Annotated in this window: 8 protein-coding genes; all 8 read right to left on the bottom strand. The window is 57.9% G+C overall.

Going from position 1 to position 20319, the window contains the following annotated elements; translation table 11 throughout:
• Positions 1-50: 50 nt before the first annotated feature.
• A complete protein-coding gene (locus ABCP74_RS03420; protein WP_343000730.1) occupies positions 51-446 on the bottom strand; it encodes a helix-turn-helix domain-containing protein in 396 nt (131 codons plus the stop codon).
• 392 nt (positions 447-838) lie between these two features.
• Entirely contained in the window at positions 839-2308 is a 1470-nt protein-coding gene (locus ABCP74_RS03415) for an ATP-binding protein (RefSeq protein ID WP_343000731.1), read from the bottom strand.
• Between the two features lie 183 nt (positions 2309-2491).
• Positions 2492-13153 (bottom strand): hypothetical protein, encoded by a 10662-nt coding sequence (locus ABCP74_RS03410; protein ID WP_343000732.1) that lies wholly within the window; start codon positions 13151-13153, stop codon positions 2492-2494.
• 75 nt (positions 13154-13228) lie between these two features.
• Entirely contained in the window at positions 13229-14236 is a 1008-nt protein-coding gene (locus tag ABCP74_RS03405) for a hypothetical protein (protein ID WP_343000733.1), read from the bottom strand.
• A gap of 20 nt (positions 14237-14256) precedes the next feature.
• Positions 14257-15051: a hypothetical protein gene (locus ABCP74_RS03400; RefSeq protein WP_343000734.1), complete on the bottom strand. Its 795-nt coding sequence runs from the start codon at positions 15049-15051 to the stop codon at positions 14257-14259.
• A complete protein-coding gene (locus ABCP74_RS03395; protein ID WP_343000735.1) occupies positions 15048-16076 on the bottom strand; it encodes a hypothetical protein in 1029 nt (342 codons plus the stop codon). Before ABCP74_RS03395 ends, ABCP74_RS03400 begins: the two co-directional genes overlap by 4 nt.
• A gap of 293 nt (positions 16077-16369) precedes the next feature.
• Entirely contained in the window at positions 16370-17674 is a 1305-nt protein-coding gene (locus tag ABCP74_RS03390) for an ATP-binding protein (protein WP_343000736.1), read from the bottom strand.
• Positions 17675-17906: 232 nt separating this feature from the next.
• A complete protein-coding gene (gene bilR, locus ABCP74_RS03385) occupies positions 17907-19937 on the bottom strand; it encodes a bilirubin reductase, long form (protein ID WP_343000737.1) in 2031 nt (676 codons plus the stop codon).
• Positions 19938-20319 lie beyond the last annotated feature (382 nt).

Raw genomic sequence — 20319 nt, 5'->3', positions numbered from 1 at the left:
CAGAGGGGCGGCAAGAAAAATGCGCCCCTGTGGGCGCACCATCCCGTTCGCTATTCCGCCTTTTTAACGCGCGGCTTGCGACCGCGCGGCTTATCGACCAGCGCGGACTCACCGCTCTCGCGATACTGGCGGCACCAGGCCTTAACCGAAGACTCGCTGGGAATCCCGTGCTTGATCATGGCCTCGCGAACCGTCAGGCCGTTTTCCAGACGGTCCTTAACCACGGCGAGCTTTACATCGTACGAATAGGTGTGATGACGAGCGCCCGCGTTGAGCACGGCGTCGGCACCGCCCACGGCATATGCGCGGGCCCACTGACGAGCCGTGGCCTGGGGAATGCCAAGCTTTGCGGCGAGGGCGCGGTGACCGACCCCCTCTTGGAGGATCTCGACGGCGCGCTGCCTAACCTCGGGCGCATGCGCGCGAGTCCTTGTTGCTTCTGACATGCCTGCCACTTCTTAGCCTTAACCGTTAATCTGCTTTCTTACGTGCTTGTTAGATAGTAGCATTTTGCTGTTCCCGCGTAACAGTTAATTGAAAATCGTAACGGCGGCATCTGGGTATTTGCCATTCATTTGCAACAGTTCTTTAGGCTTTATTTACGCAGCTAGTTGGCTCGCGGCTCATTGACGGTGTTTTACCAACCAGATGGGTATCTTTTTGTTTGGCTGGTATGGTTTGTGCAATTATTAACCCCTCGTCAGTCCGCACCTAACATGTCAGCTTTCCACTTACTTTCCAGCTTTCCACGTAACTTTCCAGCTTTCCACCTTAAGTGGTAAGTTAAGTGGAAAGCTGGAAAGAAGTTGGGAGACCGAAGCATGGGCGACGGACAGCCCTACTTCGCGAGTCGATACCGTTGTCGCGGGCTGCGCGGAGGCTCCATCGCCTCAATCTTGCCCGCACCAATCAAGCCTTTTATGTGGTTGGAAACGGCGCTCCTGCTCAAACCCGAAGCGTCGGTGAGCTCCTTGGTCGAGGCCGAAGAATGTGTTGCCAGGTAATCCAAGATTGCCTCGTCCACATGCCCCACAGACGTCACCTGTTCCGCCCGCATTATCTTTCGCTTATCGAACGTCAACGAAAAAGAAACTGTCGAGTTCTTTGGTTCGGGCGGCAACATGTTTGCCCGCTCGAGCTGCTCACCTATCTCCTGATAACCAGTGCCGCGATTTTCGACCACGTAGCCACCGTCTGGGTACGGCGTGGTCTCGAGGATATTTGAAAGGAACTGGTTTCTGGATGACGAAACCCCAGAAACTCCCAGCGAATCGATCGTTACGTCGCCGTACAGCCCGCCGGGATTGAGAATCTCGACGCGGTCGATATACAGGTTGACCTGCACTTGTGAGCCGCGCGCGGCGGAAGAGTAGTCGCGGTGCATGAGCGCGTTCGCCACCGCCTCGCGCAGCGCCACGGGCGGATAATCGGGCACATCTTTCCGGAACGCGCCCTCGATAACCGCTGCGTTTCGGGTGTTTCTCGCAACGGCGGCAAGCACGTCCTCAATCATGAAAGGGATCGGACCCAAAATGGTCTGAGAATCCACAAAACGCTTGTTATCACTTACTCGCTGCGTTTTTGTGGTCCCGGGGTACGCCGTAAAGGTCACATTGAGACGTGGGAAGAACTTTTGCGGAAACCGTCCCATCGCGACAATTGCAGCAAGCGTCGGCACGATTGCGTCGTCCACCCTTTTGGTCACATGCAGGTCAAGGAGAATCTCATCGTCGCTTCTGGTGCCCAAAAGCCTAGGGTGTAGCTCGCGCTGGCGTTTTATAAACCCTTGCAAAAGATCGGCGTCAAGGTCATCGAGCGTGGCACCTTCGACCGGCTCGTCGTCGTATGTAGGCTGAACATGCTCCTCCATAAAGCGATCGATTTCGTAGGGAGTCATGCGCCGGTCGCCGTCGCCCGTACGGATAAAGGACGAATCGTACATTCCGCGTGCCGCAATATAGCAGGGTTTATCGCGTGGATGCATTTCTTTGATGCGCGCGCAAAGCACCAGCTTACCCTCGAAGGGGAGCACTTGGATATCCGGCCTCACAACGGGCGTCAGCTTTTCACATGCAGAAGAGAGGGCGTCTTGCATCTTGCGGGCATCAAAACCCTCGACGGGCATAAACCCGTTCTTTTCGGAAATGCCGAGGATGATAAAGCCGCCCTGCGCGTTGGAAAATGCCGAAAGCGTCTCGACGATGCTTTTGGGGAGCGCGCCCTTGGCTTCTTTTACTTCGTACTGCTGGGTGTCGTTTCCTATTGCCCGCAGATGATGGATAACCTGCGCCAACCACTCCTCATTCATGCCGAACCTCCCAACTTTCCAACTTTCCACCTAACTTACCAGCTTTCCACTTAACTTTCCAGCTTTCCACCTTGAGTGGTAAGTTAAGTGGAAAGCTGGAAAGTTGGTGGAGAGCTGGGGCAGCAGTAGGCCAAGCGAACAAGAAAAAGGGCGGCAACCGGGTGGTTGCCGCCCCTCGCGTAGCTAGTTGGTTTTCGTCTCGTGCCGAATGCCCTCGGTGTTGATGCGCGCTAGCGTGTACGTCACGTAGTCGGAGTGCGAATAGCCATCAAGGTTGCTAACGTTGACCGGTGTGTCGTCGACAACGTTGCCGGTCATAATATTGGCCGTAAGCACCAAGCGGTAGTTTGCGTAAGTTTGGTTCTCACCCTCAACATTCGTATTCACTTTAACGCGGAAGGCATGCTTAAAGGCAAGGCTGTTGCCGTCGCGCGTGAGGAACGCGCCGTTGGTCTTGGTGTCGGTGAACACATAGCTGTTGCCGTCGGCGGATGCCGCACCCGTGCCTAGGTAATCGCTGCCGAGCACCGTAATGTAGTTCGAGATATCGCCGACCGGAGCATAGCCGCCATTATCTTGCCGCTGCTCCAGGCTCAGCGTGTAGGTCACCGTGCTTGCGGCGTCGATCTTAGCCTCGGCGCCCGTGAGCTTGCTCAGGTCGTAGGTACCCACCAGAGCGATCTCGCCGTCAGCGGACTTGAGGTCATCGATGTTGATGCCCAACTGGGATTTCTTAGACGCCTCGAGCGCGATGGTCGATGAGCCCACATCCATACGGTAGTAGCCGGCGCCGCCATCGTTGTATGCCGAGTTGCTACTGGTGCTGAGCGTGTCGGCATGCGTGGAAAGGTACGCGCGGTAGTTGGGTTTGGTGTAGCGGTCGGTGCCGCTGTTCTGCGAGGCCACGATACCCGCCTGGCAGGCAGGCTCCGTCATGGTGAGCGCGGCCCTCATGGTAACGGTGAAGGCGTTGACATGGTTCTTGGCGATCTCGCGCAGGCCCGACATGTCGATGGGATTACCCTCAGCATCGGCAAGCACCAGTGACATGTCGCCACCGTTCGCAGTCCAACTAAGGCCCGACACCACTGGGGTCTCCTTCGTGCCGGCCAGATTCCAACCCGACCCGCCCCAGGTGTAGTAGTTATCACCCACCTTAACGTAGAACTCATACGTGCCCTGCGTGCCCGTGGGGTATCCTACCGAGCCCGCGATGACGCCATCGTGATAGGTGACAAGCGACGAATCGAGCTGGTAATACAGCGCGTCAGAGCTCGTGTATTGCTGGCTCGAGTCAAACGTCACGGTGTCACTCACGTTCATGGAAAGCGAATAGGTGGCTTCCTTGAGCTCCATCCGGTTGATGCTGTCCCTGTTGTCGACGAGGTTACGCTTGTTGTCAACGAGGCTGTGCGTGTAGTTTGATGCCACGCTGTAGGTCGAGGCCGTATTCTGGTGCCCATCCTCGGCAGCCTTGCCGTCGGCTGCTTTCTTGCCTCGCAGCAGGTAGTTGATGTGCTCGTTGAGGCTCGTGTCCACCGTAGTTGCGGTGTAGCCGTTGACACCCGCAGAGCCCGCCGGCGTGCGCACCACCAAGTAGAAGTTCTCACTCTTGGGCTCTTCCTTGGCAACGGAGAGGGTGTAGAACGTGCCCATCGTGTCGGAAGATGTACGCGCGCGGTAGTACGCGCCATCAACCTTGGCGCCAGCCGTCTTCGCGAGCTCGACCTGGCTCTTGTTCGCAACCTCGTCATCGGTGAGCTTGACCCAAGCGCCGTTTTCCTTATCCTCCTTGGCCTTCACGCCCACGGTTTCACTCAGCCATGGCTCGACGTAGGCATTCTTGCTGGCGTCCACAAACTCGGTGAGCTTGACTGACGCCGCTCCGCCCGCGCTCACCGTGTAGTGACATTCACGGTTGTTGTTGGCCATGTCCACGAGCGTAAGCTGCGTGCCCTCGGGCAGCGTGGCACCAAAGGTGATGCTCTTGTTGAGCGGGCCCATAGAGCCGCCGGCTTCGAGCAGCGTGTTCCAGCCGTATTCGACCGCCTCTCCCCGAGCGCTGCCATAGGTCCAGGTAAGGTAGCCGGTCATGGTGTCGCCGCTGCTCACAAGCACGTGCCTGTCGTATTTTGTCGCATAGTCGGCAGCCTTGAAGTTCGCACCTTCGGAGTAGGTGGCGGTAAAGTCGATCTCGAGCATGCGCTTAACGATGATGGGCACCTGCACGCGGTAGCTCTGGCCGGCCTCGCTAAAAGTTACCGTGAGCAGCGTGAAGCGGCCCCGCTCGTTGTCCCAGTCGGTACTCGCGCGGAATACCATGGAGCTCGTGCCGTTGTTGAGTACCTTGAGCGTGGGCGTTTGCGAGGCGGTTGCGTCCTTGACGAAGGCGCCGTTATCGGCAAGCGAGAAGACCTCAGCGGTGGCGGTCACGTGCTTGGCGCTGCCGTTGAGGCGGCGGGCATCGGAAAAGCCGCCGTTAGTCACGATGTTCAGATACTTCTCGACCGTCGTCGTGTCGTTGCCGGGAATCATGAGTACAGGGAAGTCGGTTGCGACCTTCTTGCGCGAAGTAACGTTGTTGGTGTTGAAAGTACTCTTTGAACTGTCCGCGTTATAGGTTTTCGTGTTCTGGTACGTGCCGTCATCATTGAGGCCACAGATGTTGGTGTAGGTGTAGCGGCCATCAACGCTAGTGCCCGCCTCGCTCTGGATGGTCGCCGCGGTGTCGATGGTGGTGCCGTCGCCAAACAGGTAGCGATCGGTGGTGTCGTTGTCGGAGGCACGCACCGCCAGCTTGCTCACCGGACTCGTAGTCACGTAGGGCTTCGTCGCCGTGGTAGCGGTTTTGTCCGCACCGTAGAGCGTGGTGTTCTTGGCGGGCGCGGCAGCCGTGCCGTTGTAGTCGCCGAAGGCAATATAAGTTTTCTCGTTAACAGCAGCCGTATTCGTATTGGTCGTGTAAACCATCGGCGGCAGGTCGCTCGTGGTCTTGCCACTACCGGGCTTTACTTCCACGCCCGCTGCGGAAAGGCTGTACTTACCATCCCCCGTGTCAACCTCGCCCAAGAGTACGCCCTGGGTTTTGCCCGCATTGTAGCTATTGCTGTCCATGAGCACGTTTACCAGATGGAACTGGCCACGCCCATCGCCCATAATGCCGCCGTTGGACTTTTCGCTAAACGTGGTGTTGGATACCTTTGTGTTGGTGACATTGATGATGACGGAGCCACTGTTAGACGCGTTATTCGCGCCAAGCAGACCGCCGCTCCAACTGCCCTTAATCGTAGCGTTCTCGATCGCAATGTTGTTGCAAGCAATATTCACATTGCTGTAGAAGTAGCCGATAAGCCCTCCCGAGCATTTGCCGGTGCCGGCGATGCTGACATTCTTGACATTGCAGTCGTCGAACCAGTACTTGTTGAGGCTACCGCTACTCGTAACCTCACCAATCAGGCCGCCCGCATTGTAGATGCTATTGTTCGTTCCGGTCTCATCGCCGATGACGGCGTTCTCGGTGCCGACTCTGCCATCGATGCGCACGTTGCTCATAGAAATAACGCCGCCACGGGCGCGTCCGACCACGCCGCCGGCGCCCATATGGTCATCGGAGTTCGACCCGGTGGCTAGCACGTTTACCCCAGAGATGACTGCCGTGCACGACGACTGGGCCGCTGTGGTGGTGCCGATGTTGGTGTTGACCGAGATATCGCTTCTTTCGACATAGCCGAGCACGCCGCCCACGTAGGGCACTGTCCCTGTGGCAGTTATGGTCGAGTTTTTGCCAACGGTCCTTTCGCTCACCCCTGTGCCTGCGGTTGTCCACACACCGCACGCCGAGGCGACCGTACCCACATAGCCACCGACATTCTTCTCGCCCGTGACGTTAAGGCCAGTGTATGAGCAGTCATAGAGATACGCGGGGCCCCACCCGTCCCCGAACTCGACCATATAGGTTCTGTCTTCGCTCGTAGTTCGTCTGGCGCGGCCCGAGCTGCCAAGAAGCCCTCCTACGCTCTTTGCGCCCGACACGGTGCAGTTCTTCATCTGCACGTTGCGGTAGATGCCGCACGTGCCGTCGTCGTAGTTGGCCGTTGCACCCGCCAAAAGGCCGGCACCGGTAAGGTCGTTCGGCGCCTCTCCTGGTTTGGCTTCGCCGTTGGTGTCGATATAGGTGAGCGCTACGTTGCAGTTGCTAAAGGTGAGGTCTTTGACCTGCGCGCCGTCGTTCGCGGTGACGCTCTGCCCCACATTGGTGGAGGTGAACATCACGGTGCTGAATAGACCACCCACGCCCGAGACCTTATAGTCGTCGTCGGCGTATTCGACGACGCCGTAGGCGGTGCCTTCGGTACCCACCGTGATGGTGGCGCCGTTACCGTCGATCGTGGCTACGTGCGGCGTAATACGGTCGCGGTCGGTGCCCGGCTGGTTCGAATTGCAGGCATTGGAATAGTAGCGGCCGTTTAGGCCCACGTACCCCGTGCCGTAGTCGGTCATATCGTAGGTGTCGCCCTGCTTGAACTCCAAGCTCATGCCGATCGATTTCGACGCGCACACATAGCCCGTTTGGTAGTCGGCAGCGTAGGACGCCACCAGGTAGGGCGAATTTACATCGTCATCATGGTCGAGCGGGCCGTGCCACCCCTGCTTGCCGGGGGCCTTCTGGTCGTCGTTTTTGGCGATTTCGAAATCGCCGGCAGCACTCTCAGGCTTGCCCACATTTGCGTAGTTAGCATTCCGTACCTTGCCATATTCCTTGTTGCCAAACAGGTAGCCGCATATCGCCGGGTCTTGCGAATCGCTGCCCCAGTAAGCCTTGGAACCGCGGAACACGCCATTATTGGAGTAGTTGGTATGTGCCGCGCCAGCACCCGCACCCGAGCTGATGATGGCCGAGAGCACCAAAAGGCCCTGGGCGTTTTTCACCATGGTCACAGGAGCCTCGGCGTTAGTGCCGAGGTACTTGTTGTCGGTGCCCGTGGTGGTGACACAGGGGGTTCCCTTGTTTATGAGCTCGTTGATTTTGTAGTTGGCGTCACCGTTATCGACGTTGCAGCCCTCGCTAAAGGCATAGCCGTCGATCACGCGGCCAACGTAAGGGTCATCGTACTGGTCATACTTTGCGGCATCTTCCTCAATGGGCTTGTACTTTTTGTTCTTTGTACCACCACGCCACGAGGTGCCCGTGTTGCGGAAAATCACGCCGCCACCCGCAATGGCACCAACATAACCGCCGATGGGAACAAGGTGCGAGTCGCCAGCAACGATAAAGTCGTACGTCGTCGAGCCGCTATTTGGATCGTTTACGACCACGCCATCAATAATGTTATCGCCGCCAAGAATGCAGCCGATAACGCCGCCGAAAAACGCCGTCGGAACGCCGTCCGCATCCTTATCAGAATAAGTAATAGTCGCGTGCGCATTCACATAGTTGATGTTGAGATTGCGCACCACGCTGCCGTAGCTATAGGGAATGAGGCCGCGAAGCTCGCCCTTGTTATTTTCAATCTCAATTGTTGCAGACCCAGATGAGCGAGGGTTGCCAACAATAACGCCACGGAACGGATTAGCCTTGTTGCCAAATCCGCCAAACGAGGCCGCATCGACGGTAATCTTATTGCCCTCAGGAGGCTCAATGCTGTAATACGCACTCTGTACATAGCGGTGCATGGTTTCGTCGCTCAGCGTCTGCGAGGGATCGGTCGTATCGTCTACTTTTTTCTCCCACTTACTCTCGCTTGGATTGTTTTGCTTATAGACGTACACGACCTCGTTGTCGGTCCTCGCGCTGTCGGTCTTCGTTTTGTTAAGCCGCTCGCACAGCCTGGACTGATCGGCGACAATAGTGACTTCCCAGCCATCCAACGCCACGCTGTTGTTGATGTAGTTAGCTATGGTGTACATTTCCGTCGCGTCCTTAACGGTGTACGGATCGCCATACGTACCGCATCCCGTCATCAGGTTAGAAATGCGCTGGTTGACTTTAATTTCGTGGTATTGGACGTTGTTCTCGGCGGCCTTCCCCTTATAAACATAAGGCAGGTAGCCACTAAACCAAGGTCTGACGTCATTATCCGTCTTACCGTCAACCGTCACAAAGCCGCTATTGGCGCCATACGTCGCTTCGTCGTAATACCAAAGCTGCTTGCCCGGGTACTCCGTACTCCCATCAATCTCGGATCCGTAGGTCACCTTGCCCGCATCGGCTTCAGCCCTAGTAAAGGTGTAGTCCGCAGAGCCCGTGCTCGTGCTTCCGTAGCCAAAACTCTCCAGCAGGCTCGCATGAGTAAAAATCGAATTGCCCTTTTGGCTGGGCAAGCTGATTCGCTCAAACTTCGCCGTCACCTGATCGGAATTTTTTCCCACGCCGAGTCTGCCGAAGAGCGAGGTTGCCGCCGTGGCCCCTTTCGCGTAACTAAGGGTTGAAGAAATATTCTTAGCGCTCAGGTTCACGCATGTCTGCATCTCGTTGATAAGCAGAGGAGCGTAGCTGGTATTGCCGTTCACACCGTCGACCTTCAAGCCGTCGAGCGTCAGACCATCTATCTCGAGCTGCGCCACGTTAGTCTCATTGATGGGCCCATAGATACAGCGGCACACAAGTGCACCGGACGAACTTCCCGCATCGTTCACAACAGAGCCCACGGTGCCTGCAAGCGTGACATTTTTAACCTTGAGGCTGCCCGCATGGGTTCCGATGAGAGCGCAGTGCATATTTTCGTGCTGCGTGGCTTCGCTATTCTTTTTGTTACCTTCTTGCTCAGCTTTAATGTCGGAATAATGGAACGTAATCGTTGCATTATTCACAGTAACCGTTGAGCCCTTCGCGGGGTCAGTAGGATAGAAACTGTATCCATCTAAATTGATTTCCACGCCCGCGCTATCGCTCGTGCCAATATTGTTTCCTTGGAAAATAGCCTGATTTCCCGGAATGATATAGCCCTGAATCGCGCTAGGAGCATACAGGTACGCACACCAAAGTAATAAGTACTCTGCGGAGTTCATCCAATTGTCTTTGCTAGCGTTTTCCGGTTTGTTGCCTACCTCCGCATATGCTTTGTCAAGATTGTAGTAGTAGCGAACAGAACCATTTGTTTGTGGAAAGCTATCAGAAGGATTAGCGGGGGCGATGCGATTTCGATAACTATTATCTCTAGCGGGATCTCCGCTCATGTCCAGCTTTTGGTCCTCGGTATGAAGCGAGACAACCGCATTGCAGCCGTTATCGATCAGATTACTTTCGGGCTTCACGCCATTTGCAAGCCATTCGTCGTATGTCTTTACCTTTGGGGCGGTTATAGACACGCCATTCACAGCATAAGCGGTACCCCACCAAGCCCTGTCCTCCAGATATAGACCGTTATAGTTGGTCTCGGCACCAAAGCTATTTGAATCGGATGTACTGCCGCGAGCAATAAGAACGCCAAGCGTGGTTGCGCTATTAGCGGTAAAGGAAGCGTTGGCCAAATTGATAGCATAATTATTGATAATCCAGTGGCCACTGGCGGCGTATACGAGGCCGCCGACCTCGGTAGAGTTTTCTGCAGTCACGGTAGTGTTATTGGAAGTTTTTAGGGCGTAGGTGCTGCCGCTGGTATTCGCAGCATCGCCAATGGTGACGATGGCGTTGCCCCAGCTGTAGCCCAGAAGACCACCGGCGCCGTTGAGCTTGTCGCCGTTCTTGCCCACGGTCATAGCGAATTCACTAAAGCTAAGACCGGTAATGGTAACGTTCTTCTCGTTCGATCCCTGCACAATGCGGCCAATAAGGCCGCCGACCTGTGCAATCTTGCCGCCGGCGCAATCGCCAGTTTTGATTTTGCCGCCGACTTCGAGGCGCGTAACATTGAATGTCGAGGTACAGTCGCCCACATTGCCGATGGCGCCGCCAATGCGCATATTGCCGTTAAGCGTTTGAGCTTTAGTGATGGTCGCCTGGGCCTTGCTGTTGCCCTCAAACGCAACCGTAGAAGCCGCCGACACGCTGCCCGCAATACCACCAATGTTCACGTCATTGGCAAACGTATCATCGCACGCGATATTCGTTTTGCACGTTACGCCAGACAAAGACAGGTTGCCGACGATGGTACCTGCAAGCGACCCGGCATCGATAGCCGAACCGTTATCGAACTTCATGGAGCCAGCGATTGTGACGTTGGAGGTGGTTGCGCCGTTGACGGCCGCGAACAAGCCCAAGCGACCGTGGCGGTAGATTTTGCCGTTGCCGTCGCTCGTGTCATTGCCGTCGAGCACAGCTTCACCACGCTTGCCGTACGGCTCGCCGACGGCAAGGTTGATTGTGCCGTTGCCATTTGTGCCGCCACCGTTCAACGTTCCCGAGAAAACTTGCGAGCCGTCTGCACGATCCTGCGTGAAACCCGTTAGGCCCGTGCCCTTGAGATCAATAGTGCCGTTCACCGTAATGGTCGAGGACTGCAAGCCGTTCAGATTGTTTTCGGTAACGCCGTCAACCATCGAGTAGTAGCCGTTGGTTTGCCAGGTAATCGCCAGCTTTGCGAAATCGTCGATACTTGCCAGCGCAAATGCATCGCCAGTTTTTACGAGCTTAGAGCTAAAGTTCCACTGGTGCGTTTCGTTGATGGAGATGAGGTCCTCGCTCAACGGGTTGCCCAAGCGAATGACCTGGCCGTAGCTGTACACGTCATCGATCTTGACGGGCGTAGAGGGGCGCTTATATTGCCATTTCGTGGTATCGCCTGCGGCGGTGCCGCTATCGCTTCCGCTACCGGCGGCAAAAATCAGCGAGTTGAAGTTCTCATAAATCAGCTGCGCAGCGTGATCATTTTCTACGAAGGTGGCATCCGACAGGTCGGTGATACCGCTGAACTTGACGATGCCGAGCCACGACGACCCAACGACTCCGGCAAAGCCGCCGTTTGTGCCGCCGATGGTAGCGCCGCTGGCGGTTTTGACCTTCAGGCCACGCACTTCTAGAACGTTGTTTGTGTCCACGACGCCCACGGCGCCGCCGTATTTGCCATTTACACTGGCGTAGCCCGAGGTTGAGCATGTCACTGTTGCATCACTGATGACCACGGCGGACACGTTAGCACTCCCGCCGCCTTCGCCAAGGTAGCCTACTAGGCCGCCTGCGTAGGTGAGTTTGCCGTTGGAGCCCACGCCGAACGACACCGCAGTATCACCCTGCACCGTAAAGGCATGCAGCGCGTCGCCGTTCTTCTGCCCCCACAGCTTACCCACCAAGCCGCCGTAGTTGCCGTGCTTGTTGTCATCCTTGCCGTTTTGTAGCGTGCTTGTATACGAACCGCCATTGACGACCACGTCGCCGTTCGATATGTCGAGTACGCCGAACAGTCCGCCGGCGGAAGGGGCAGCGCTCGTGTTGGACACGCTGAGCGCCACGCCCTTGCCAAAGTCGAAGATGCCGCTGTTGATGGTAAATGCGTCGGCAAACGAGGCGTCGCCGATAAGGCCACCTGCATACGTCCCGGCAGATGACGATCCAACCGCATACGCGGGCTTGATGGCAATGGCCTTGCCCGAGGCGTCTTTTCCGCTGTTATCCTTGCCCACGGTGAGCGTGAGCTTAGTCGCCTTACCGATAAGACCGCCCGCCGCGTTTTTACCTGCGACGCTCAGCGCCGAGACATCGATGCCAGTTGGTAGGGCGACGGTGGCACCCTCCTGCGCCTCGCCGATAAGGCCTCCTGCGTTGGTGCCATCGGCTGTCGCGTTGATGGTGGGCGTACCGTCGAGGTTGTCCGGCAGGGCGAGGCCCGCAAGCGTAAACGATGCTTTTTCGGCAAGGGTGTTCGCAAGCAAGCCCATGTTGCCTGCGCTCGATTGCATATCGACTGCCAGGGGGCTGTTCGCGCTTGTCGTGTAGATGGCGTTAAGCGTGAGCGCGCCCGTGACCTCGCCCACAAGCGGCGAGGTGAGCTTGCAGATGTCCTTTTCGGTATCGCTCTTGGGCGTGCCCACGGTAACGGTGGCAGCAAGCGTCTTGTCCGCGCCCGTGACCTTTGCGGCCACGATGGGCTGGGCATCGGTACCCTTCCAGGTGAGCTTTACGGTGCTGTTGGCGTCGCTGAGCTCGATGTTGTTGAAGAGCGTCTTGTTGACAGTCAGGGTCCTGTCGCCGAGGTTGAGCGCGCCTTTGAAAGGGTAGGCATCGCTGCCGAAGCCCTGGAACGTGAGGCTACCCAGGCCGTCCACGATCTCCGCGCCGCACACGTCGAAGTCGATGCCGGTCGAGCCACCTTTGGAGATGTTCGCGTTCTGGTAGATGGCGGGATCGGTGTTGGAGATGGCGATAAGGTCGGCGTTGGACTCAAAGGTAATGGCCGTGACGGCGTCCGAGTCGTCGGTGGTGACATCGCCGTCGCCCAACGCGTGCCTGAGAGCCTCGACAGTAGCGATGGGGTAGTTGGCGTCTGCCTGATCAGCAGCATCCGCGTCCGCGTCATCCGCTTGTTCTTCGTCAGCAGTACCCTCATCGGCAGCCGCATCGTCTTGGGACGCGTCGCCCTCCGCTGGAGCATCGCCGCTGATGGTTCCATCGGTCGTGGAGTCCTGCGATTCACCGGCGTTGGTAGAACCGTCGCCGCCCTCGGTAGCGCCCGCGTCGGCGCCCGGAGTCGTTGTGGCGTCATCGGATGTAGCCTGATCGGCATCTTGCAGCGCGGTGGCCACAGCATCCTGTACGGAGCGCGCCGTGTTGCCCGCGGCGCGCGCGGCGGAGACGGATGCCTCCATAACGGCATCGAGCTCTTGCGCGAACACCTCCGTGGAGGGCGCAAGCGCCTGGAAAATCATGATCGCAGTCAGGCATGCGGTTGTTATGCGCTTTGCCGTTCTCATCTGGTCCTACCTCGTTCTATCTCATGCCCCGTGCGGGGTCTCAAAATCTATGCTTGCGGCTCGTTTCGGTTAGCCCTACGCGGCCGAACACGTAACGCCAATGGCTTCCCAGCTGGTCGGCTTCGAATCGCCCTTCCGGTAAAAGGTGATGATTTCCGAGCCAGGAGATGCATCGTATGTGATCGAGTTGCCGCTGACGGCTGCTTGCCCATTACCGTTCTTGTGATTCGCCTCAAAGAACGGATCGAGCTCGACCCCGTCCCCCCACGTGAGCTTTACCTTAGTCGTAACGCCCGTAACCGTCACGCGATAGTTGTAGGCATCAAAAGCGTTGATGCCCAAGTTCTTATCGGTATCCGAGTTCTTATCGACCCACTCGCCCGAAACGCCCGAAGCCGTTACCTCTGCACGCTCGGAAGGCGCAATCTTGGCGGCGAGCCATTTAAGGTTGGTGCCAGGGCTATTGGAGCCGACCTGGGCCTTAACGGTGAAGGATGCTCTGTTGAGGTCCGCCTTGGAAAACGTAACCTTATAGGTATACATGGTTGCCTTGTTGGCAGGGAAGGAAAGGTCGACCGTGCCGCCCGCCGTCAGCGTGGGCGAACCGCTTATGCTCCAAGTACCCGTCGTGCCCGTCGCCCTCACGCTCAGCGTCGCGTTGACGTCTTTGTCGTTAACCTTGTTCTTGTCGCCCAACAGATGGTTGTAAATGCGGAAGGTAAAGGAGCAAGTATCCCCACTCATGTCGGCAATGACGCTTCGAACGGCAATTTTCTCGTCATCCAGGCTCTCAGTCGTATAACCCGTGAGCATGTCCGAGGCAAACAGCGCCTGCGACGTGCCCGAAACGGCAACCGATTTAAGGAAGTCGCCCGCCAAAAAAGCCGTGTAGGTAAGGTAGGTTCCCGTCACAATCGCGACGACGCACAGCAGCACCGCAACCGCCCACAGGCGTTTGCGCACTTTGGAAGCAGGGGCAGCCGACTCCGCGCAGCAAGGCTCTGCCTTAGAATCATCTACCTGCGCAAAGTGCTTGCCAACAGGCCTCGCGATTTCATTTTGTTCATTCTCGTCTTTTCGCATCTGGCACCCCTCCCTTCCTGCTATTTGTTGCCGCTCGTGCCGCGAGCGATTAGGTAGACCATGTCGGTCTCTTTGACGTTTGAGACCGTCTTTCCGTTTACGGTCACAACGCCCGGATTCCATGTGCACTCAACAATAAAGTTGGTGGCATCGTTGGCTTTCGTGTCATTCCAACCGTCTAGATCGGCCTTTTGGAACGTGTGATAACGGTAGAGCGGACGGGCGTTTTTCTGGACGCCCTTATAAGTACCGTACGTTGGATCATTGCTGGCGAGCTCTTTAGCCAGGCCGTTTGTCTCATCCCTATTGATAAATTCGAACGAAATTAATTTGCCCTTACTCCACGAATACGGATTGTTGAGTCCATCGAGACCGACCACATCGCCCGTCGTTGTCGGCGGGTCATTAACCGTCACGTGGTACACGTTGATTGTCAGCCCCGTGATATTCGTTGTGTTGGCAACCTGAAGCTCAAACGCCTGACCGCCGGAAGCGGGATCGCCATTGTCGCTCCGCACGCAAAACGCGCGCCGAACGATCACGGTGCCGTTGGAGTTTTTCACATCACCCCGTGACTCGTCATACGAAATCTCGATGGGCTCGATGCTCGTCTGGTTGGGACCCATGATCTTGAGCTGCGCGGGCGTTTGGATCTTGCCCACCGTGGACAGACTTTTGCTGCCCACAAACCACGAGAGAGACAAGCCGATGATAAGAGCGATTGCCGCCAGCAATATCAGGACCGCAAGGGCCTGTGCGCGGTGGTTTTCTATCCAATTGCGGGCATCGCCGAGGCGCGTTTGCATGGTGCTCATGAGCTCACGCCCTCCTGAGCGCTAATTCTAAGTTGGATGTATTTGACCTTATTGCCGATCTGCTCGTCGGCATTGTTGTACAGCGCCGAGCAGATGGCGGTGTCGCTGAAGGACATGCTAGACGAAACCGCGGGGGCGTTGGCAGCACTTGTGCCGTTTGCCGCGCCATAGAAGTAGTTCGCTTTATGCTCGTTCATGTCCGCCTGCAGAGCGCCGTAGTCAGACTTTGCGTCGCCCGCCGCCGCAAACAGATTCTTGTAGTAATTCGTGTTGCCGATAAGGACGAAGTTCTGAAAGTACTCCGGCCATACCCAGTACAGATTGATGGTGACGGGTTTGTTCGTTGGCTTGGTCACATCGCCGTTTTCGCAAAATGCTTTCCTGGGAATCTCGATCTTGCTATCAACCACGCGGCCCGAGTAATACCCGTTCTGGTCGCAGCTCGTAAAGAACAGCAAGTGGCCTTTGATCAAGCCAAGGAGCGCCTCCGCCTCGGGCGCCAGCGTTCCTCCGTCCCCAACAACGCCAACAATGTTCGTGACCTTAAGCAAGCGCGACAGATTGATCGTGACCCCGTCCAGGTCACTCACCAGCGGCTTCACCGTAAATGTAATCTTGCCGCGAGCGCCCGGGTACAGAGAGCCCGCGGTCTCGTTGTTCAGGTTGGAGCCGAGTGTTACCGTCATGGCGTCGGACGTATCCAGGCCATCGATGGTATCCTTTTCCTCGGGCGTGCGCTCGGAGCGCTCGTAATAGCCCACGTGCGCGCCGGACTCACCCTCGCCCGCTGCGGTCAGCGTGTACCGCCCCGCCTTCGCCCCGATCGTACTCCCCGTGGCACTCACTCGATTGTTCGCGGCAAACCAGGCCAGGCATGCAAAGATGGCAACGATGGCGGCCAGCACAAACAGACCACTCACCAGGAAATCCTTCCAGAAATCCTTGAGGGTCCGCACGTGCTCGTCGGCAGCTTGACGGTACTCGGCCGCCGTCTTGTGCTGCTGGAGCTCGCTATGTCGGTCCATGCCACTCATCGCTTACGTTTGCCCTGCTTGCGGGCTTGCCATCCTTTTCCGCTCGGTCGCGTTTATCCGTTGTTCGCAGGTAGAGAATTCAGGCAGAATACAACACCGTACGATAAGGTAAAAGAATAGCATTGACCTGCGGTTCGCTCCACAACGCAAGCCTTAATGATGTCTTAAAAGTCAAACCCTTGGTGCAAGCGGTCAGGTTACTTCGCGCCAACATGGTGCAAACAAACCTGACCCCTTTGCACCAATCCGCAGCACCGGGCAGCGGACACACGGCATGCCGTCCCTTAACACCCCAACGCGCGCACGGGTATCACGTAGATACCGTCCTCGACCTCGCGGGCGTACTCACCCACCCCCACAATCACGGCCATAAACTCCGGTTCGCGTGTGCGTGAACGAGGATTTCCACAGACCTTCTTGCGAACGCGCTTGAGGCTCTCAACGCCGGCGCTCGCTTTATCTTCACTTACCTTAATCTCAAAGGCGGCCCACCGTCCGTCGGCTAGCTGCACGATAGCATCGCACTCAAGGCCCGAATCGTCGCGATAATAGCGCACGGGCGTGCTATCCAGCAGGTCGAACGAACGTGCGTAGACCGAAAGGTCGCGTATGACCAAATTCTCAAACACCAGACCAAATGTCTGCCAGTCGGCAAGCAACGCCTGCGAGGACATACCTAGCAAGGCGCAAGCAAGGCTCGGATCTGCCAGATAGCGCTTGGGCTTGACGGTAAAGCGCCGTTTGTCGCGCGCGGCGGGAACCCAACCGGGGACCTCCTCGAGAATGAACATGCCTTTGAGGGCATCCAGGTACCTGCGCACCTTGGTCTCATCGGCAAACGCTGCGGGTTCCTCCTCGGCACCGAACATATCCATAAGAATCGTTTTATACGTGGTTGCCTGTCCCAGATTGCGCGCGATCGATGCGGAGACTCGACGAGCAATATCGGGGTCGAGACCGACCGCCGGGAAGCTGCTCGAAAACGTGGTGTTGAGATATTCGCGGGCGATGAGCTGGGCGTCAGCCGAAACCATATCGATCGCCTCGGGCCAGCCGCCGCGGCAAGCGGCTTCGACAAGCCCCGGTGTATCGCCATCGCACCGGCAGGGCTCAAAACGATGCTCAAACAAGCCCGCCAGGCTCACCTTGCCGTTGGACTCACCTGTCTCGGCAAGCGTCATGGGGTGCATGCGGACGCGGCCGATGCGGCCAGCTCCACTATGCGCGGGCGCCTCCGCCTTTGAGCCAAACGCGGGCGTGGCGGAACCCGTGAGGATATAGGCGCCGCGCGTACCCCGGGTGCGGTCAACCTCGTGTCTAACGTAGTCCCAAATCTGGGGAACGCGCTGCCACTCATCGATAATATGCGGACGGTCTCCCAGCAACATCATCGCCGGGTCGGCACGCGCGAGGTCGAGATTCTCGTCGACATACGAGGCGGACGCCCCGTGCTCGAGCGCGGCCCACGTCTTGCCGCACCACTTGGTGCCCGCAATCTCGACCGCGCCAAAGACACGAAGGTAGCGCTCGATTTGCGCATCCACGATACGTGGGATGTATCCGTCCCGATGTAGCCTCTCGCCTGCCATGAGCCACCCCCGCAGATTTCCAGTTCCTGCTTTCTGATTCTTCTATTCCACTGTAGCAAATTCGGATTTTCGGGTGATTGCGATTCGGATTTTCGTGTTCATATAATTCGGATTTTCGGATGCATAAGATTCGGATTTTCTGAATCCGCTGGTCAGGCGCTCTTATTGTCAAAAAGGCGGGGAGCACCGATACGGCACTCCCCGCCCGCTCAATACGCGATAGCTTTCTTGCTTAGAGCTCGTTGGCCGCGTGATACGCCGTGCGGATGGCGCTTGCGATGTCGGCGGTGCGCTCGCCCGAGCAGTCGCCCACGTAGGTCACGGGCACCGTCACGCCGTCAAGGTCAAACGCGTTGGCCTTGGAGCCCACGGCCATCACCACGTAATCGCAGGCGATCTTCACCGGCTCCTCGGCGCCGTCCTCGGTGGTACGAACAGCCTCCACGCCCTCGTCGGTAATGGCGGTCAGGCGGGTCTTCACGTGCTGCTCCACGTTGTGCTCTGCAAAGTCGCTCATGATCAGCGGCAGAATGGTCTCGGACTCGCCCGCGGCAATCTTGTCGAGCATCTCCACGATCGCCACCTCGCAGCCGTGCTGCAGCAGGTACTCGGCAGTCTCGGTGCCCACCAGGCCACCGCCAATGACGGCGACGCGGCCCGTAAGCTCCACCTTGCCAGCCAGCACGTCCCAGCTCGAGACGACCTTGTCCGAATCGGCACCCGGAACGGGGATGACCACGTCGTGCGCGCCCACGGCCACAATCGCGGCATCGGCGGCGTTGAGGTCCTCGGCGGTAGCAACATGGTTGAGCTCAACCTTCACGCCAAGGTCAGGCAGAATCTTCTCGTAATACTCGACCGAGCGCATGATCTCGTCCTTGCGCGGAGGCGCGGCCGCCAGCACAATCTGGCCGCCCAGATGATCGCTCGCCTCGTAGACGGTCACATCGTAGCCGCGCTTGGCCGCCACGCGTGCGGCCTCCAGACCGGCGATGCCGCCGCCCACCACGGCGATCTTCTTGTCGCCCTCGCCCGGCTTAATGGCGACGGTCGCCTCGTCGCCGTTCTCGGCGTTGAGCACGCACGAGATGTACTTGCGGTTTTGAATCGCATCGACGCAGCCCTTGTTGCAGTTGAGGCACTCGCGGATGGGCTCACCCGTGGCGGCCTTCAGCGCAATGTCGGGGTCGCACATGAGCGAGCGGCCATAGGCGACGATGTCGGCAGAGCCATCCTCCAGGATCTTCTCGCCGGCCTCGACCGAGACCACGCGGCCGACGGTTGCCACCGGCACGGAGACCAGGGCCTTGACGCGCTCGGCCACGGGCAGCGTCCAGTTGTAGGGCATGGCGCCCATGGGCGGAATGGTGTCGCCCATGTTGCCGGTGTGATTTGCCTGTGCAACCTGGATCATGTCGATGCCCGCACCCTCGAGCAGCTTGGCGAACTCACAGGCCTCGTCGGGCTGCAGGCCACCTTTGCCGCGCGGCGTGCCGTCGGGGTTCTCCATGATCACGGGGAGCTTGTACTCCACCATCAGCTGCGGCGCGGCCTCCTTAATGGCAGCGACGACCTCCAGCGCGTAGCGAACGCGGTTCTCGAACGAGCCACCGTATTCGTCAGCGCGCTGGTTGAGGATGGCCGAGCACAGCGAACCCACCAGGCGGTCGCCGTGGACCTCGATGGCGTCGATGCCAGCCTGCTGCGCACGAGCGGCCGAGGCGGCGATGGCCTCCTTGATCTGGGTGAGCTGCTCTACGCTCGCCTCGTTCACAAAGTGCTGCATGTCGTGGTGCAGCTTGGCGTATGCCTGCTTGCGGATCTCGTTGGACTCGGCCATCTTGGCGGCAAAGGTCTCCTCGTCACCGGCGGCCTTGGCTTCCTGCGCGGCCTTGGCAGCGGCCATGGAGCCCATGACCATGCGGCCGACGCCGGGCACGTCGTACTCGGGGTGGAACAGCTGCAGCGCAACCTTGGCACCGTGCTTGTGGACGGCATCGGCCAGCGCCTTAAACGTAGGGATCTGGGCGTCGGTCGCCAGCTTGGGCGTGGGGCTCGCGGTCATGACGGGAGCGACGTCGCCAATGACGATGTAGCTCACGCCGCCACGGGCCAGGCGCTCGTAAAAAGCCAGGCTGCGCTCGCCAATGGAGCCGTCGCGCTCCTCGTAGCCGGTGGTCAGCGGCGGGAACATAATGCGGTTCTTGAGCTCAAGGGGGCCAACCGTAATGGGCTGGAGCAGTTTGGATGCAGGTGCGGTCATGGACATTCCTCTCTTGTAGGCGCGGCGGCGATGGTGCCGCGTAGTTGTCTAGAGGATATGGCATGAGAGCACGGCGGCACAACGAAAATCGGCGAATATCAGGTGACGGCAGGTGGATGGGGCGGGACGGCCCGTCGGTTCGTCTCAATCTGTAACAGTTACTCGGCAAAACCGGGTCTTGCTGTTACAGATCAAGACCTTCCTCTCAACCCATCCTCAACAATCTAGATCTGTAACAGCTAGGCCCACTTTTGACCCCCACCTGTTACAGATCGAGACAAACCAATCTAGCCTGCCGAAAGATCTCAATCTGTAACAGTTACTCGGCAAAATGGGCCCCAGATGTTACGGATCAAGACAAACGGGACCCGCCTGCTAGAAA

The organism is Collinsella aerofaciens, from assembly GCF_039062315.1.
Taxonomy (GTDB): Bacteria; Actinomycetota; Coriobacteriia; order Coriobacteriales; family Coriobacteriaceae; genus Collinsella; species Collinsella aerofaciens_BG.
The sequence above is the reverse complement of the archived record's forward strand: the minus strand, read 5'-3'. Positions and strand labels throughout refer to the sequence as shown.

Coding starts and splice junctions, on each gene's coding strand:
- ABCP74_RS03410 (WP_343000732.1), bottom strand. CDS start 13,153: ATGAGAACGGCAAAGCGCATAACAACCGCATGCCTGACTGCGATCATG.
- ABCP74_RS03420 (WP_343000730.1), bottom strand. CDS start 446: ATGTCAGAAGCAACAAGGACTCGCGCGCATGCGCCCGAGGTTAGGCAG.
- ABCP74_RS03390 (WP_343000736.1), bottom strand. CDS start 17,674: ATGGCAGGCGAGAGGCTACATCGGGACGGATACATCCCACGTATCGTG.
- ABCP74_RS03400 (WP_343000734.1), bottom strand. CDS start 15,051: ATGAGCACCATGCAAACGCGCCTCGGCGATGCCCGCAATTGGATAGAA.
- bilR (WP_343000737.1), bottom strand. CDS start 19,937: ATGACCGCACCTGCATCCAAACTGCTCCAGCCCATTACGGTTGGCCCC.
- ABCP74_RS03415 (WP_343000731.1), bottom strand. CDS start 2,308: ATGAATGAGGAGTGGTTGGCGCAGGTTATCCATCATCTGCGGGCAATA.
- ABCP74_RS03405 (WP_343000733.1), bottom strand. CDS start 14,236: ATGCGAAAAGACGAGAATGAACAAAATGAAATCGCGAGGCCTGTTGGC.
- ABCP74_RS03395 (WP_343000735.1), bottom strand. CDS start 16,076: ATGGACCGACATAGCGAGCTCCAGCAGCACAAGACGGCGGCCGAGTAC.